A 14,640-nucleotide genomic window follows, 5' to 3' on the forward strand; every position below is an offset into this window, starting at 1 on the left:
CGTTGTGGTGCATTGTGCAGTGCACAAGTTGCGCGCCCTGCCACCACCCGCACGAGACCGTCTGGGACAATCGCCTTTTGACCCCGGCCCCGCATGACCACTCCCTCCGATACCCCCGACGTTCCCGCCGTTGAAGCCGAGGCCCTGCCGTCGGGCCCGCTGGCGCGCGAGGCGCTGGCCCTGGCCGCCTTCGACCACGTAGTCTCGCACGCGCCCGGCTTTCGCGCACGCCCCGGCCAGCGCGAAATGGCGGCGCTGATCGCGCACACACTGAGCGGCGTGAGCCTGGGCGACGGCTCGGTGAGCGGTGAAGCCGGTTTGCCCGAGCGCGGCATCGCGGTGGTGCAGGCCGGCACGGGCGTGGGCAAATCGGCGGCGTACGTGTCCACCGTGATCCCGCTCGCGCTGGCGCAGCAGAAGCGCGTGGTCATTTCCACCGCCACGGTGGCGCTGCAGGAGCAGTTGATTGCCAAGGACCTGCCGGCGCTGGCCGCGGCGCTGCCCGAGCCTTTCACCTATTCGCTCGCCAAGGGGCGTGGCCGCTACGTCTGCCGCCTGAAGCTGGATCAGCTGAGCGGCGGCGACGCGGCCAGCGCCGACCTGTTCGAGAGCGACGACGCCAGCGAAACCACCGACGCCTCGGCGGCCGGCATCGCGGCGCACACCGTGGCCTCGGCCGCGGCCAGCGCGCGCGCCGCCGAACGCTGGGGTGAACGCGCCAAGGTCTATGCGAAATGGACCGGGCAACTGGACGGCGGCACCTGGGACGGTGACCGCGACCGGCTCGACGAGCCGCCCGAAGGCGAACTCTGGAGCCCGGTGGCCGCCGAGCGCCACAGCTGCACCGCGCGCCACTGCCCGAGCTACAACAGCTGCAGCTACTACCAGGCGCGCGCCAAGCTGGCGCAGTCGCAGGTGATCGTGGTGAACCACGATTTGCTCTTGTCCACGCTGGGCCTGCACGCGCTGCCCGCGCCCGAAGACTGCTACCTCGTGTTCGACGAAGCGCACCACCTGGGCGCTGTGGCTCAGGGCCAGTTCAGCGAGAGCATGGACCTGATGCGCAGCCAGTGGCTGGACCGCCTGCCGCGCGCGGTGGATGAGGTGGCCGGCGCGATGCAGCACACGCCGGGTGTGGACGTGGCCACGCTGGCGCGCGAGATGAAAAGCGCGCAGGGTGAGCTGGCGCGGCTGGCGATGGCGCGCATCGGCGCGCTGCCGGCGTGGGCCGCGCTCACCGGGCGCGCGCCCAGCCGCACGCCGGCGCGTGGCGGTTTCGACGCCGCCGGCGCGCCGGTGGTGGAGCGTTTCGAAGGCGGCGCGCTGCCGCCGGAGTGGATGGAAACCGTGTCGCAATTGCACAGCCGCGCCAGCGCGCTGCTCAAGGTGATGGAGACGCTGGCCACCCAGCTCAAGGCCAACGCGCGCGACAACCCCGGCGACGCCGCGCGCTGCGCCCGGCTCTACAGTCGCCTGGGCGTGCTCGCGCCGCGCCTGCAGCACGCGCAGGCCACGGCTGAACTCTGGCTGCAGGACCCGACCTCGGGCCAGCCGCCGCTGGCCAAGTGGCTCGAAGCCGGCATCCAGCACGGCCTGGTGACGCTCACCGCCCACGCCTGCCCGCTGCAGCCCGGCAGCCTGCTGCGCCACCAGCTCTGGAGCAAGGTGCGCGCGGCGGTGGTCACCTCGGCCTCGCTCGTCACCTGTGGCGGCTTTGATCACTTTCTGCACGAGTCCGGCCTGGCCTACGACGACGCGGTGGTCGCGCGCGAGGTGCAGAGCCCGTTCGACCACGCGCGCCAGGGCCGCCTGGTGGTGGTGCAGACGCAGGCCGATCCGAAAGACGTGGAGGCCTACAGCCGCGAGATGCTGGACGCGCTGATGGACGATCTGGCCAGCGTGCAGCGCGGTGCTCTGGTGCTGTTCACTTCCAAGGCGCTGATGCGGCGCGCGCAGGAGCTGCTGGAGCGTGGCCTGCACCGCGATCTGCGCGACAAGGTGCTGGCGCAGGGCGAGGCCTCGCGCACGCAGTTGCTGAAGAAGCACGCCGAGCGCGTGGAAGCCGGCGGCGCGTCCATCCTGTTCGGCCTGCAGTCCTTTGGCGAGGGGCTCGACCTGCCGGGCGAGCTGTGTGAATGGGTGTTCATCACCAAGCTGCCGTTCGCCTCGCCCAGCGACCCGGTGGGCCAGGCGCGCGCCGACTGGCTCAAGGCGCAAGGCCGCGACCCGTTCAGCGAACTGGTGGTGCCCGCCACCGGCGCGCGCCTGCTGCAGTGGACCGGCAGGGCCTTGCGCAGCGAAACCGACGAAGCGGTGGTGGTTTGTTACGATGCGCGGCTGCTGCGCCAGTCGTACGGGCGGCGCATGCTCAAGGGCCTGCCGCCGTACAAGCTGCAGCGGCGCGTGGGCGGTGTGCTCAGCGACGTGAGTGCCTGAATCCGGTGAATGTTCAGCCCACCTTTCTGGGCTGAGCCTGTCGAAGCCTTCGTTCTCTCCATCATCAGACCGAGACCCGCCCATGATCTACGCCATCCTCAAGCTGCTCCACATCCTTGCCATCGTCGTGTGGATCGGCGGCATGGTCTTCGCCCACTTCTTCCTGCGCCCGGCCGCCTTGCAGCTGCCGCCGCCGCAACGCGTGCCGCTCATGCACGGCACGCTGCAGCGCTTCTTTGCCGCCGTGCTGGTGTCCATCGCCACCGTGCTCGTGTCGGGGCTGTGGATGATCGGCCGCCTGGCCAAGGAAACCGTGCAGGCCGGCCTGGCCTTCAACATGCCGCTGGACTGGACCATCATGGCCACGCTCGGCATCGTGATGATGGCGATCTTTGGCCACATCCGCTTTGCGCTGTACAAGCGGCTGAGCAAGGCCGTGGCGGCCAGCGACTGGCCGGCCGGCGGCGCGGCGCTGGCGTCGATCCGCACCTGGGTGGGCATCAATCTCGCCATCGGGGTGGTGATCATCGTGCTGACGCTGCTGATGGTCTGAAGGCGGTAAGTCATGGCACGTTGGGTGGTCTTCTTCGATGACGAACCCGGGATGTTGGACATCCGGCGCGAGCGCGAATCCCTGCATCTGGCCTACCTGGAGCGAAATGCCCAGGAAATCCCGATGGCGGGTGGCTTGCGCGAAGCCCCCGGCGAGGCCTTCGTCGGTGGTCTGTGGGTGCTGGAAGTGGCGTCGCGCGAGCGTGCTGTCGAACTGATCGAAAACGATCCGTACTACGTGCCCAGCCTGCGCCGCTACCGGATCCTGACCTGGGGCAAGGCCTTTCCGGACCGGCTGGTGACGCTGTAAGCGGTGACAGGGACAGGGCAGGCGCTCGGCGCTGCGGTGGCGGAAGTGGGGCATCATGTGGCGCTGTCACACCGCCAAGCACAACACCTGAGAAAGGCCGCGCCATGCTCTCCCTCGAATTTCTCATCACCTCGCTCATCGTGGTGCTCATCCCCGGCACCGGGGTGATCTTCACCGTGTCCACCGCGCTGCTGCAGGGCCGAAAGGCCGCTGTGCTGGCCTCGGTGGGCTGCACGCTGGGCATCGTGCCGCACCTGCTGGCGACGATATTCGGCCTGGCGGCGGTGATGCACACCAGCGCGCTCGCGTTCGAGGTGTTGCGTTACGCGGGCGTGGCCTACCTGTTCTACGTGGCCTGGGCGACCTGGAAGGACCGCAGTGCGTTTGCGGTGGACAGCCAGGCCGCGCAGCGCTCGGGCCGCAGCATCGTGGTCAAGGCGTTGCTGCTGAACATCCTCAACCCCAAGCTGACGATCTTTTTCCTGGCCTTCCTGCCGCAGTTCGTGGACCCGGCCGCTGCATCGCCGCTGGGACAGCTGTTGCTGCTGAGCGCCGTGTTCATGGCCATGACGTTCGCGGTGTTCGTGGTCTATGGCCTGCTGGCCCACGCCTTCCGCAAGGCGGTGATCGAATCGGCCCGCGTGCAGGCCTGGCTGCGCCGGGGCTTTGCCGCGGCTTTCGCCGGGCTGGGGGCCCAGCTGGCGCTGCAGGAGCGCTGAGCGTTCAGGCGCTCAGGGTTTGCCGACCACCACTTCGCTGATCTGGATCAGCGGCGCGATGTCGGTGTAGTTCGGAATGTCGCCCATGATCTCTGTCGTGTGCGGCCCGAACGAGGTCTGGAAGTCTTCAACGCTGTCGAAGAACAGGTGGCCGCTGGCGGCGTAGGCGGGTGCCGAGCCGGGAGCGCCACCGGCCAGTCCTTTGTCGACGGTGTAGTACTTGAGCGGCGCACCGAGCCGGGCCTTCACCAGCGGCATGTGTTTGTCGCGGTAGTAGTCGTGGTTGAAGTGCGTGCCGGGGGTGTTGGGGTACATCACGCTGACCTTGATCATGGTTTGTCTCCTGCTGGGGTGGGGGGAACGCGCAAGTCCGCCATCGTGCGCTTTTGTGCCGTTTCCGGCAACACCTCCGGGGCGTGGTGGGGGCCCGGGTTACGCTCGCATTTTTTCGGGAGTTTTCCATGGGCCAACAGGCTTTGCTGGTGATCGATGTGCAGCGCGGGTTGTGTGAAGGCCCGGATGCGGCGTTTGCGTCCGGGCGGGTGATCGACCACATCAACCAGCTGTCCCGGCGGGCACGCGAGCACGGCGTGCCGGTGGTGTTTGTGCAGCACGAGGGCCGCGACGGCTACCTGGAGCACGGCAGCGCCGACTGGCAACTGCCCGACGAGCTGGTGTGTCTGGAGAGCGATCTGCGGGTGCGCAAGACCACGCCGGATGCGTTCCACGGGACCCCGCTCGCGGCGCTGTTGCAGGCACGGGGCGTGACGGCACTCGTGGTCTGCGGCATGCACACCGAGTTCTGCGTCGACACCACGACGCGCCGGGCGATGGCCCTGGGTTTTCCGGTGACGCTGGTGTCGGACGCGCACACCACCGCAGGCAATGCACATCTGACGCCACAGCAGGTGATCGACCACCACAACGCCACGCTGAGCAACATCAGCAGCTTCGGCCCGCGCACCACGGCCGTGGCAACGGCGGATGTGCGATGGGATGAATGAAGAAGGCGGGCCGGCGGTGGGTCGCCGCTACGGGGTGGCCGCGCCGAGCGTCGCGAGCGTTTTTCCCTGGAGGCGCTGCCACAGCCAGGGCAGCGCGCGCCCCAGGTCCGGTCGCATGCTCAGCTGGGTCACAGGTACCTTGCCGACGGCCGCCGGTGAGCCGACGTCGAAGCGGAAGGTGTAGGTGGGTTCAAGGCCCATGCGCAGATCGGTCAGCAGCAGGCGGTCCCCGCCGTTGTGCAGGCTGAAGAAGCCGTGGCTGAACGCAGCGATGCGCGACACCGGTTCTGCGTGACCGTGCCGCGCGATGAGATCGCCACCGCGCGGGTACGCGGTCCAGCGCACCTTGGCCTGGTCGTCCAGCAGCGAGTAGTAGCCCTCGTGGTACTGCGTGGGTGTGGTCGCCACTAGGCGCCAGAGCACGGTGTTGAAGGGCGCGGGCGTGACGAGCAGGCCTTGCGCTTCGATGCCGGCCTGCTGCAACGAAGCGCGGGCGATGCGGTCCACATGCTGTTGCGCGCCGAAGCTCCAGGCGAGGTAGAGCGTGCTGAGCACCAGGCCGGCGGCGTTCCAGCGCTGGCCGTGCGGGTTGTTCAGCCGCAGCGCCGCGACCACGCCCACGATCAGCGGCACGGTGTAGGCGAGGTCGATGATGAAGATGCTGCCCACGCCGTAGGGGTGGTCGGTGAAGGGCTGCAGCAGCTGCGTGCCGTAGACCGTCATGGCGTCGAGCAGCGGGTGGGTGACGAGCACCAGCCAGAGCGCGAGCCACCAGCGTTTGAACAGAGCGGCTTCGCCGTGCAGGCGCGAGACGATCCAGGCGAGCAGCGGTGCGGCCAGCGTCAGGAAAAACAGCGCGTGACTTTCGGCGCGGTGCCGCGTCATGTTGAGGATGGGGTCGCCGTGGTCGATGAAGGCGTCGAGGTCGGGCAGGGTGCCGGCGACAGCGCCCCACATCGCGGCTTTCCACACGGCAGTGCGCCGGCCCATCACGGCCACGCCGACGGCGGAGCCGAGCGCGATCTGGGTCAAAGAATCCATGCGGGGCGTTGCGTCATGCTTGGACGATGATGGGGAATTCGGCGCGCAAGCCGTCGGTGCCCGCAGCAAATGGACGGGTGAGCGCGGCCTGCCCTTGCTCCCCCAGCCGCCGCCACAAAAAGTCGCGCTGATTGCCGGGATCGCCCGCCACGTACATCTGTGTGGTCAGCAGCTCCTGGCGGTCGAGCTTGACCTTCACGTGGATGTGCGGCGTGCGGCCGCTGTAGGGCGCGGGCTTGAGGGTGCGGAAACGGTAGCGGCCGTCGCGGCCCACGGTGACCTGCCCGAAACCCTGGAAGGCCGGGTCGGCCTGGCCGCCGTCGCCCGGGTGGTGGTAGTGGCCGGCCTGGTCGCATTGCCAGATTTCGACCACGGCGCCCGCCACCGGCACGCCGCGCGTGTCGGTCACCACACCTTCGACCCAGGCCGGCTGGCCCTTGCCGTAGGCCACGCTGCCGCTGCGCAGCAAGTCGAAGTCGGTGTCGGCCGGCAGGGCCACCGGGTAGAACGGGCCCTCGGTCTGGCTGGGCGTGGGGCGCAGGGCCGTTTGCGCGAGGGCGGGTGTGAGCCAGGCCGGGGCGGCGGTGGCGGCGAGCAGGCCGGCGCCGCGGGTGAGTAGGGCGCGGCGCGAGGGTGGGCGGTTCGACGGCATGGCGGGCTCCTGGAACGGGGGGATGGTTTCCGTTCGGGCTGGGCCGGTGGTTGCCGCTGGCGCCAGGGCCATCACCGGCTCAGCCCGGACGGGCGTCGGGGCTGGGCTGCAGATTGAGCGACACGAAACGGATGCTGTGGTCGTCCGGGTCGCCGGGGTTGTCCGTTTCTTGGAAGCCCAGATGGGTCGCAAGTTCCAGCATGCCGCGGTTGATGCGCAGCACCGTGCCCACCAGCCGCTGCGTGCCGCGCGCGCGCAGGTGCTCAATCATCTTGTCCATGAGCCGGTGGCCCAGGCCCGAGCCTTTGAGGTCGGAGCGCACGATGACGCCGAACTCGGCGGTGTTGTTGTCCGGGTCGACGGTGGCGCGCACGGTGCCCAGGGTTTCTTCGCCATCGCCTTCAATGTGGCGCGTGGCGATGAAGGCCATTTCACGCGCGTAGTCGATCTGCGTGAGCCGCGCGAGCTCGCTGTGTTCGATGCTGCGCCGGCTGTAGAACACGCGCAGGCGGATGTCTTCCGGGTCGAGCTGTTCCAGGAAACTGCGGTGTTGCCCTTCGTCTTCCGGGCGGATCGGGCGCAGCGTGACCGGCTGGCCCCGCCAGGTCCAGCTTTCCTCCAGATGCTGCGGGTAAGGCTGGATGGCGAAGTTCGCCGCGCCGGCTGGCTTCTTCGCCGACACGCGCAGGCGCGCATCGAGCGCCACCGCGCCCTCGTGGTTGGCGAGCAGGGGGTTGATGTCGAGCTCGGCGAGCTCGGGCACGTCGGCCAGCAGTTGCGACACGCTCACCAGCACCTGGGCGATGGCGTCGATGTCGGCGGCGGGTTCGTCGCGGTAGCCTTGCAGCAGCTTCGCGATGCGCGTGCGCTGGATCTGCGCCAGCGCCAGCGGCGTGTTGAGCGGCGGCAGCGACAGCGCGCGGTCGGCCAGCACCTCCACCGCGGTACCGCCAGCACCGAACAGGATGACCGGGCCGAACACCGGGTCGACGCTGGCGCCGATGATGAGTTCGTGCGCGTGTTGCTTGCGCACCATGGGCTGCACGGTGAAGCCCTGCACGTCGGCGTCGGGCCGCAGCTCGCGCACGCGCGCCAGCATCGAAGTGCAGACCTCGCGCAGCTCGCTGGCGTTGCCGATGTTCAGGCGCACGCCGCCCACGTCGCTCTTGTGGCTGATGGCGTGCGACAGGATCTTGACCACCACCGGGTAGCCCAGGGCGTCGGCCGCGGCCTGCGCTGCGTCCGCGCTGGCACCGACCACGCGCGTGGGCACCACCGGCAGGCCGGCGGCGGCGAGCAAAGCCTTGGCCTCGGGCTCGGTGAGCAGTTCGCGGCCATCGGCGAGCACGGCGCCCACGATGGCGCGGATGGCGGGCAGGTCGGGCGAATGCGCGGCACTGCGCGCGGGCGGTGTCTGCAGCAGTTCGACCTGGTGCATGCGGTAGGTGCGCAGGAACGAGAACGCGCGCACCGCGTCTTCGGGTGTGTTGTAGTCGGGCACGCCCGCATCGCGGAAGGTCTGGCGCGCCTGGGCCACGGCACCGTCACCGAGCCAGCAGCCCAGGACGCGCCGGGGCTCGGTCGTCACCTGCGGCAGCATGGTTTGTGCGATCTGGGCGCTGGGCACGATGGCGGTCGGCGCGTGGATGAAGAGCACGGCGTTTTCCGTGTCGTTCGAGAGCGCTTCGAGCGCGGCGACATAACGTTCGGCGGGCGCGTCGCCAATGATGTCCACCGGGTTGCCGTGCGACCAGTTGGCGGGCAGCACGGCGTCGAGCCGCGCCAGCATGGCGTCGTCCAGCTGGGCCAGCGGCACGCCCAGCGTCGAAGCCTCGTCGGCCGCCAGCACGCCGGCGCCACCACCGTTGGTGAGCACGGTGAGCGCACCCGATGGTCCGTCGCGAAAGCGCGACAGCGTCTCGGCGGCGAGGAACAGGTCGGGCAGGGTGAGCACGCGCAACATGCCCGAGCGGGCAATGGCCGCGTCGAACACGGCGTCGGAGCCGGCCAGTGCGCCGGTGTGTGAGGCGGCGGCGGCCTGGCCCGCCGATGAGCGCCCGGCCTTGACCACGATGACCGGCTTGTTGCGCGCGGCGGCGCGTGCGGCCGACATGAACTTGTGGCTTTCGTCCACGCTTTCTATGTAGAGCAGGATGGCGCGCGTTGCCGGGTCGCTGCCGAGAAAATCGAGCATGTCGCCGAAGTCCACGTCGGCGCGTTCGCCGAGCGAGACGAAGTGCGAGAAGCCGATGCCGCGCGAGGCAGCCCAGTCCAGCATGGCGGTGACCAGCGCGCCCGACTGCGACACAAAAGCCAGATCCCCCGGCAACGCGCCGATGTGCGCAAAGCTCGCGTTCAGCCCCAGGTGCGGCACCAGCAGGCCGATGCAGTTGGGGCCGAGGACGCGCAGCGTGTGCACCCTGGCGGCGTCCAGCATGGCCTGCCTGGTGGCTTTGTCGAGACCGGCGGTGACGACGATGACCGCACGGGTGCCGCGCGCGCCCAGCTCGGTGATCAGCGGGACCACGGTGTGTGCCGGGGTGCAGATCACGGCCAGGTCGGGGGCTTCGGGCAGGGCGGCCACGTTGCGGTAGACCTCCACGCCGCCGAGCGTGGTGTGTTTGAGGTTGACCGGGTACAGCGTTCCCTTGAACCCCCCGGCGAGCAGGTTGCGCCACACCGTGCCGCCGACGCTGGCCGAGCGTTCGGATGCACCGAAAACGGCCACCGAGGCGGGATGGAAAAGGGTGTCGAGGTGTCGGATGCTCATGGCTTTTTGCTCGATGACATGAAGGCGATGAGGGCCGATCGCATGGCTTCTTCCACGCTCATGTCGATGGGCGAGGTCCACTCGCGCGGCACGAACACGGTGTAGCCGCCGATCATGTAGCCCATGGGCAGGTAGACGGCCACCTGACCCTCCAGCTCGCCGATGCCATTGGGCAGGCCCGCCAGGCTCTGGCGCGTGACCAGGCCGACGATGCCCAGCTCATGGCCGGGCATTTTCAGCAGCACGACCTGCTGCGCGTCCTGCTCGTGCGGAGAGAAGTAGTCGGCGAAGTTCTTCAGCGACGAGTAGATGCTCTTGATGACCGGCAGGTTGGTGAAGGGCAGTTCGATGTACGAGAGCAGCCTGCTGGCGGTACCCAGCGACATGAAAAAGCCCAGCGCGATGATCAACCCCGCCCCCAGCGCAATGCCCAGCCCGGGCAGGTAAAAGTCACCGATGAAGGGGCTCAGCAGCCACATGGCGGTGCTTTCGGTCCAGGTGACGAACAGCACCAGCACATACACCGTGATGGCGAGGGGCAGAAAGGTGATCAGGCCGCGAAAGAAGTACTGCGAGAGGCGCTTCAGGGTGGGCTCGGGTGGTGTCGGTGGCGTCATGTTTCCAGCATAGCAGCCGGCGTGCGGAACGGTGTGACGCCAGGCGTCTGCGCCCGGCGATGCGCCCGGGCGTCACCGGGGAGGGGCGTGGCTTGCAAAACCGGAAAGCAGCCCCACTTGCCATTTTCTTGTGCCAAGCTGTTTCATGGCCACCGCCATGGCGTGACCCGCGCACCGAAGCGCTTCATACTCCCGGAACTCCCAACCGCCCGATGGCTCTTTCCCTCATGAATGGATTTTCTGACTTTCTGGAGCGCGTGCTGCGTGGGCTCCTCAAGCTCGTGCTGGTGCTCGCCGCCCTGGTGTTTGTGGTGAGCTTCCTGCTGGCGGCCCTCGTGGTGGTGGCGGGCGTGTCGCTGTGGTCGCTGATCACCGGGCGCAAGCCGGCCCCGGTGGTGATGTTCAGCCGCATGCGCGAGCAGTCGCAACGCTACACCCGCGGCGTCTGGCCCGGTCAGGCGGGCGCGCCGGCGGGCGATGTGGTCGATGTGCAGGCCACCGAGGTGCCCGAGGCAGCGGCCGGCGGATCACCAGACCCAGGCGATGTGGCATCGCCGGGACCGGATCGCGTTCTGCGCTGAACGGTCGGCGGCAATGCGCCGCGGCCGGGATCAGTCGGCTTCGGGAGCGGTTTTGCGCCGGGCCAGGGCCGCATCGTAGAGCGCGTTGCGCGGCTGACCGGTGATCTCGGCGCACAGACGCACGGCGGTTTTCACCGGCAGCTCGGCCATCAGCAGGTCGAGCGTGCGCAAGGCCTCGGCATCCAGGGCCGTTTCTTCGCCGCTGGAAGCGGCTTGCGGGTGCACCATCAGCACGAATTCGCCGCGTGTGCGGTGCGCACCGGCCTGCAACCAGGCCGGGAACTCGCAGGCGGGCAGCTGCGCCACTTCTTCGAATTGTTTGGTCAGCTCGCGACCCACGGTGAGCGCGCGTTCGCCGAGAACGGCCAGGTCCCTGGCCAGGGCTTCGATGCGGTGCGGCGCTTCCAGCAGCACGCAGGCGCGGGCATCGGCGCCGATCTGCTGCACCTCGCGCTGGCGCTCGGCCGCCTTGGGCGAGAGAAAACCGGCGAACACGAAGCGACCGTTCCAGCCGCCGGCCTGGTGGGTGAAACCCGCTACGCTGAGCAGCGCCGTGATGCTGCTGGCGCCGGGGATCGGCACGCAGCGAAGCCCGGCCGCGGTCACGGCGGCGGCCAGCCGCGCACCGGGATCGCTCACGCCCGGCGTGCCGGCATCGCTCACGTAGGCCACGCGCTGGCCTTCCTGCAGGCGCTGCAACACGGTCTGCGCCGCCTCGGACTCGTTGTGCTCGTGCAGCGCCAGCAGCGGTTTGTGCAGGCCATAGCCCTGCAGCAGGGCGGCTGTGTGGCGTTTGTCCTCGCAGGCCACGGTATCGACCAGCGACAGCACCTGCAGCGCGCGCAGGCCGATGTCGGCCAGGTTGCCGATCGGCGTGGCGACCATGTAGAGCGCGCCCTGCGGATAATGCTGGTGAGCGGCCGCTTCACGCGCGGCGGCCAACAGGGATGGAGTGCTTGCAGACAATGTGGTTTTCCAGAAAACAGGGCCCATCGGGTCCGGCCGACAGCGGCCCGCCCGTCACCACCAAACAGCGCGGCGATGCCGCCGAAGATGCTGCACTGGAGCATCTGCAGCGCCACGGCCTGCGCCTGGTGCAGCGCAACTTCAGGACACCCGGGCGCGGCGGTGGCGAGGTCGATTTGATTATGCGCGACCGCGACGGCACGCTGGTGTTCGTCGAGGTGCGCCAGCGTGCCAGCGCCTCCCGTGGCGGGGCTGGCGGCAGCATCACGGCGCTCAAGCAGCGCCGCATCGTTTTCGCGGCGCGGCACTTTTTGCTGCGGCTTGGCTCAGAACCCCCATGCCGCTTCGATGTGGTGCTGATCCAGGGGCGCAAGGGTGCCCCGGAAGGCGACGGCGCCGCATCGGCGCACCTCGAATGGCATCGCGCGGCATTTGATGCGAGCGCAACCTTTTGATACTTCACCCACCGCTATGATCCCCTCATGCTCTTGCAACGGATACAACAACAGTTCATCGACAGCGCCGACCTGAAATACCAGTGCGCGCAGTCGCTCGCACCGGTGGTGGAAGCGGCCATTGGCGCGGTGCTGGCCTGCGTGACCGGCGGGGGCAAGGTGTTGAGCTGCGGCAACGGGCCCTCGGCCGCGGCTGCCCAGCACTTTGCGGCCAGCTTTGTGGGTCGTTACGACCGCGAGCGCCCCGAGCTGGCGGCGTTTTCGCTGTCGGCCGATGCGGCGGTGCTGACCGGTATCGCTAACGATTTTGACGCCCGCGCGATCTTTGCCCGTCAGGTGCGGGCCCTGGGTCAGGCGGGGGATGTGCTGCTGGCACTGTCCACCACCGGCAATTCGGCCAACATGATCGCGGCCATTGAAGCGGCTCACGAACGCGACATGTCGGTGGTGGCGCTCACGGGCGCGCGCGGCGGGCGCCTGGCGCAGCTGTTGCGCGATACCGATGTGCACGTGTGCGTGCCGCATGAGCTGCCGGCCCGGATTCTGGAAGTGCAGCACCTGGTGTTGCACTGCATCTGTGACGGCGTGGACGCCCAGTTGCTGGGCCTGCCTGACACCTTGATCAACGAACAGGAGAACCTCGCATGAAACGTTTCCCGTCGACCGGCCGTCTGGCGGCCAGCATCCTGGGTGTGGCCGCGCTGGCGGCCACCGTGTCCGCCTGCGCGCCATTGATGGTGGGTGGGGCCTTGACCGGTGCCGTCGTGGCCACCGACCGGCGCAGCTCCGGGGCCCAACTGGACGATCAGGGCATTGAACTGCGCGCCGCCAGCCACCTGCGCGAGCAGATGGGCAGCCGCGCCCGCATCAGTGTGACCAGCTACAACCGCCGCGTGCTGTTGACCGGCGAGGTCGCCAACGAGCGCGACAAGGCCCTGGCGAGCGAGACTGTCAGCAAGACGGACAATGTGGCGTCGGTGTTCAACGAGCTGGAGATCACCAACAGTCCCACGTTCAGGGAAAAGGCCGAAGACACGCTGCTGACGGGGCGTGTGAAGGCCGGTCTGGTGGATGCCAAGAACCTCTCGACCAACTCCTTCAAGGTGGTGAGCGAACGTGGTTCGGTGTTCCTGATGGGCCGTGTGACCCAGCGCGAAGCCGATCAGGCCACCGAAGTGGCGCGCACGACCAAGGGCGCGCAACGCGTGGTCCGTTTGTTCGAAATCATCAGCGAAGAAGAACTGGCCCGGATGAAGTGACCCCCCCCGCGCCGGCTTCGCCGTCACCCCCCGAGGGGCGATGCGAGTGGCCCGGCAAAGCCGGTTCCACCGCATCCTGGGCGAAGGCACGCGTGCCGGTGAAGCATGAGGTGGCGCGAGGGGAAGTTGATCCCAGGGCACCGCGGAACCGGCTTTGCCGGGCCGCCAGTGCCGCCCCCTTGAGGGGGTCGCGCGCAGCGCGGCAGGGGTGAGCCCCATCTTCCGGCGCGGGGGGGTTACCTCAAGCGCTTGATCAGGCTGGACGTGTCCAGGCGGTTGCCGCCCATGGCCTGCACGTCGGCGTAGAACTGGTCCACCAGGGCGGTCACCGGCAGGCGCGCGCCGTTGCGCCGGGCCTCATCCAGCACCAGTCCCAGGTCCTTGCGCATCCAGTCCACGGCGAAACCGAAGTCGAACTGGTCGGCGACCATGGTTTTTCCGCGGTTGTCGAGCTGCCAGCTTTGCGCGGCCCCCTTGCCGATCACGTCGAGCACCTGGGGCATGTTCAGGCCGGCCTTCTGGCCGAAGGCGATGGCTTCGGCCAGGCCTTGCACCAGGCCCGCGATGCAGATCTGGTTGACCATCTTGGCGAGCTGGCCGGCACCGCTGGCGCCCAGGAGCGTGAAGGCGCGGGAGAATGCCATGGCCACGGGCTGGACCTTCTCGAACTCGGCGGCATCACCGCCGCACATCACCGTCAGCAGGCCGTTCTGGGCGCCCGCCTGGCCACCGGAAACAGGCGCGTCCACAAACGCGAGCCCCAGGTTCTTCGCGGCGCCATACAGCTCGCGCGCCACATCGGCCGAGGCGGTCGTGTGGTCCACCAACACCGCGCCCGGCGCCATGCCGGCAAAAGCGCCGTCGGCCCCCAGCGTCACCGCGCGCAGATCATCGTCGTTGCCCACACAGGAAAACACGATGTCGGCACCCATCGCCGCTTCGCGCGGCGTCGCCTTGGCCGAGCCGCCGAACTCGGCCATCCAGGCCTGCGCCTTGGCCGGGGAGCGGTTGTAGACCGTCACCGGGTGACCGGCACGGGCCAGATGCCCTGCCATGGGGAAACCCATGACGCCGAGGCCGAGAAAAGCGACCTTCTTGGGCGCAACAGATTCGTATGTTTTTGAGGCGATGGAACTCATGAGGGGATGCCTTTACAGAGGTGCCGGGAAATCGGTTCAGCCGGAGCGAGATGACCCACCCAGAACGCGGCGGAACCGGTTCCGCCGGGCCGCATCGCGTTGCCCTTGAGGGGATGACGCGCCCTTGGACGCAGCGCGG

Annotated in this window: 16 protein-coding genes; 9 read left to right on the top strand and 7 right to left on the bottom strand. The window is 68.7% G+C overall.

Annotated elements, in window-relative coordinates; translation table 11 throughout:
• Positions 1 to 93: 93 nt before the first annotated feature.
• The 4 genes from dinG to AC0GNO_RS15845 all read left to right on the top strand — a co-directional run bounded on the left by dinG (position 94) and on the right by AC0GNO_RS15845 (position 4,017).
• A complete protein-coding gene (gene dinG / locus AC0GNO_RS15830) occupies positions 94 to 2,436 on the top strand; it encodes an ATP-dependent DNA helicase DinG (protein ID WP_472904634.1) in 2,343 nt (780 codons plus the stop codon).
• A gap of 82 nt (positions 2,437 to 2,518) precedes the next feature.
• Positions 2,519 to 2,989, top strand: coding sequence for a CopD family protein (locus tag AC0GNO_RS15835; protein WP_291187068.1), 471 nt, complete (start codon positions 2,519 to 2,521; stop codon positions 2,987 to 2,989).
• Positions 2,990 to 3,001: 12 nt separating this feature from the next.
• Complete coding sequence (locus AC0GNO_RS15840) at positions 3,002 to 3,298, top strand: YciI family protein (RefSeq protein WP_472904635.1); 297 nt, start codon at positions 3,002 to 3,004, stop codon at positions 3,296 to 3,298.
• 104 nt (positions 3,299 to 3,402) lie between these two features.
• Positions 3,403 to 4,017: a LysE family translocator gene (locus tag AC0GNO_RS15845; protein WP_472904636.1), complete on the top strand. Its 615-nt coding sequence runs from the start codon at positions 3,403 to 3,405 to the stop codon at positions 4,015 to 4,017.
• 12 nt (positions 4,018 to 4,029) lie between these two features.
• Here the strand turns inward: AC0GNO_RS15845 and AC0GNO_RS15850 are convergent, their stop codons facing one another.
• Positions 4,030 to 4,350, bottom strand: a complete 321-nt coding sequence (locus AC0GNO_RS15850; RefSeq protein ID WP_472904637.1) for an EthD family reductase — start codon at positions 4,348 to 4,350, stop codon at positions 4,030 to 4,032.
• Between the two features lie 128 nt (positions 4,351 to 4,478).
• On the opposite strand from AC0GNO_RS15850, the gene AC0GNO_RS15855 reads away from it, so the two are divergent.
• The gene (locus AC0GNO_RS15855; protein WP_472904638.1) at positions 4,479 to 5,021 is read left to right on the top strand and encodes a cysteine hydrolase family protein; all 543 of its coding nucleotides are present in this window, start codon (positions 4,479 to 4,481) and stop codon (positions 5,019 to 5,021) included.
• Positions 5,022 to 5,048: 27 nt separating this feature from the next.
• Here the strand turns inward: AC0GNO_RS15855 and AC0GNO_RS15860 are convergent, their stop codons facing one another.
• From AC0GNO_RS15860 to AC0GNO_RS15875, 4 genes are all read right to left on the bottom strand, one after another.
• Positions 5,049 to 6,062 carry a metal-dependent hydrolase gene (locus AC0GNO_RS15860; RefSeq protein ID WP_472904639.1) on the bottom strand — a complete coding sequence of 338 codons (1,014 nt, stop codon included), beginning with the start codon at positions 6,060 to 6,062 and terminating at the stop codon, positions 5,049 to 5,051.
• A gap of 13 nt (positions 6,063 to 6,075) precedes the next feature.
• On the bottom strand, positions 6,076 to 6,714 hold the full coding sequence (locus tag AC0GNO_RS15865) for a dioxygenase family protein (RefSeq protein ID WP_472904640.1): 639 nt from the start codon (positions 6,712 to 6,714) through the stop codon (positions 6,076 to 6,078).
• A gap of 79 nt (positions 6,715 to 6,793) precedes the next feature.
• On the bottom strand, positions 6,794 to 9,484 hold the full coding sequence (locus tag AC0GNO_RS15870; RefSeq protein WP_472904641.1) for a bifunctional acetate--CoA ligase family protein/GNAT family N-acetyltransferase: 2,691 nt from the start codon (positions 9,482 to 9,484) through the stop codon (positions 6,794 to 6,796).
• Positions 9,481 to 10,101, bottom strand: a complete 621-nt coding sequence (locus AC0GNO_RS15875; protein ID WP_472886775.1) for a DUF502 domain-containing protein — start codon at positions 10,099 to 10,101, stop codon at positions 9,481 to 9,483. The genes AC0GNO_RS15870 and AC0GNO_RS15875 overlap by 4 nt, the downstream gene beginning before the upstream one ends.
• 227 nt (positions 10,102 to 10,328) lie before the next feature.
• On the opposite strand from AC0GNO_RS15875, the gene AC0GNO_RS15880 reads away from it, so the two are divergent.
• Entirely contained in the window at positions 10,329 to 10,682 is a 354-nt protein-coding gene (locus tag AC0GNO_RS15880) for a hypothetical protein (protein ID WP_472904642.1), read from the top strand.
• Between the two features lie 30 nt (positions 10,683 to 10,712).
• Here AC0GNO_RS15880 and rsmI read toward each other — a convergent pair whose 3' ends face one another.
• A complete protein-coding gene (gene rsmI, locus AC0GNO_RS15885; RefSeq protein WP_472904643.1) occupies positions 10,713 to 11,648 on the bottom strand; it encodes a 16S rRNA (cytidine(1402)-2'-O)-methyltransferase in 936 nt (311 codons plus the stop codon).
• Between rsmI and AC0GNO_RS15890 the strand changes: the two genes are divergently transcribed.
• The 3 genes from AC0GNO_RS15890 to AC0GNO_RS15900 are packed head-to-tail and all read left to right on the top strand — an operon-like array spanning position 11,648 to position 13,362.
• Entirely contained in the window at positions 11,648 to 12,103 is a 456-nt protein-coding gene (locus AC0GNO_RS15890; protein ID WP_472904644.1) for a YraN family protein, read from the top strand. The two genes, rsmI and AC0GNO_RS15890, sit on opposite strands and share 1 nt — an antisense overlap.
• Before the next feature lie 27 nt (positions 12,104 to 12,130).
• Positions 12,131 to 12,751, top strand: coding sequence for an SIS domain-containing protein (locus AC0GNO_RS15895; RefSeq protein ID WP_472904645.1), 621 nt, complete (start codon positions 12,131 to 12,133; stop codon positions 12,749 to 12,751).
• The gene (locus tag AC0GNO_RS15900; RefSeq protein ID WP_472886780.1) at positions 12,748 to 13,362 is read left to right on the top strand and encodes a BON domain-containing protein; all 615 of its coding nucleotides are present in this window, start codon (positions 12,748 to 12,750) and stop codon (positions 13,360 to 13,362) included. Before AC0GNO_RS15895 ends, AC0GNO_RS15900 begins: the two co-directional genes overlap by 4 nt.
• A gap of 236 nt (positions 13,363 to 13,598) precedes the next feature.
• On the opposite strand, the gene AC0GNO_RS15905 is transcribed toward AC0GNO_RS15900, so the two are convergent.
• On the bottom strand, positions 13,599 to 14,501 hold the full coding sequence (locus AC0GNO_RS15905; protein WP_472886781.1) for an NAD(P)-dependent oxidoreductase: 903 nt from the start codon (positions 14,499 to 14,501) through the stop codon (positions 13,599 to 13,601).
• Positions 14,502 to 14,640: the final 139 nt, after the last annotated feature.

The organism is Hydrogenophaga sp. L310 (assembly GCF_055703065.1).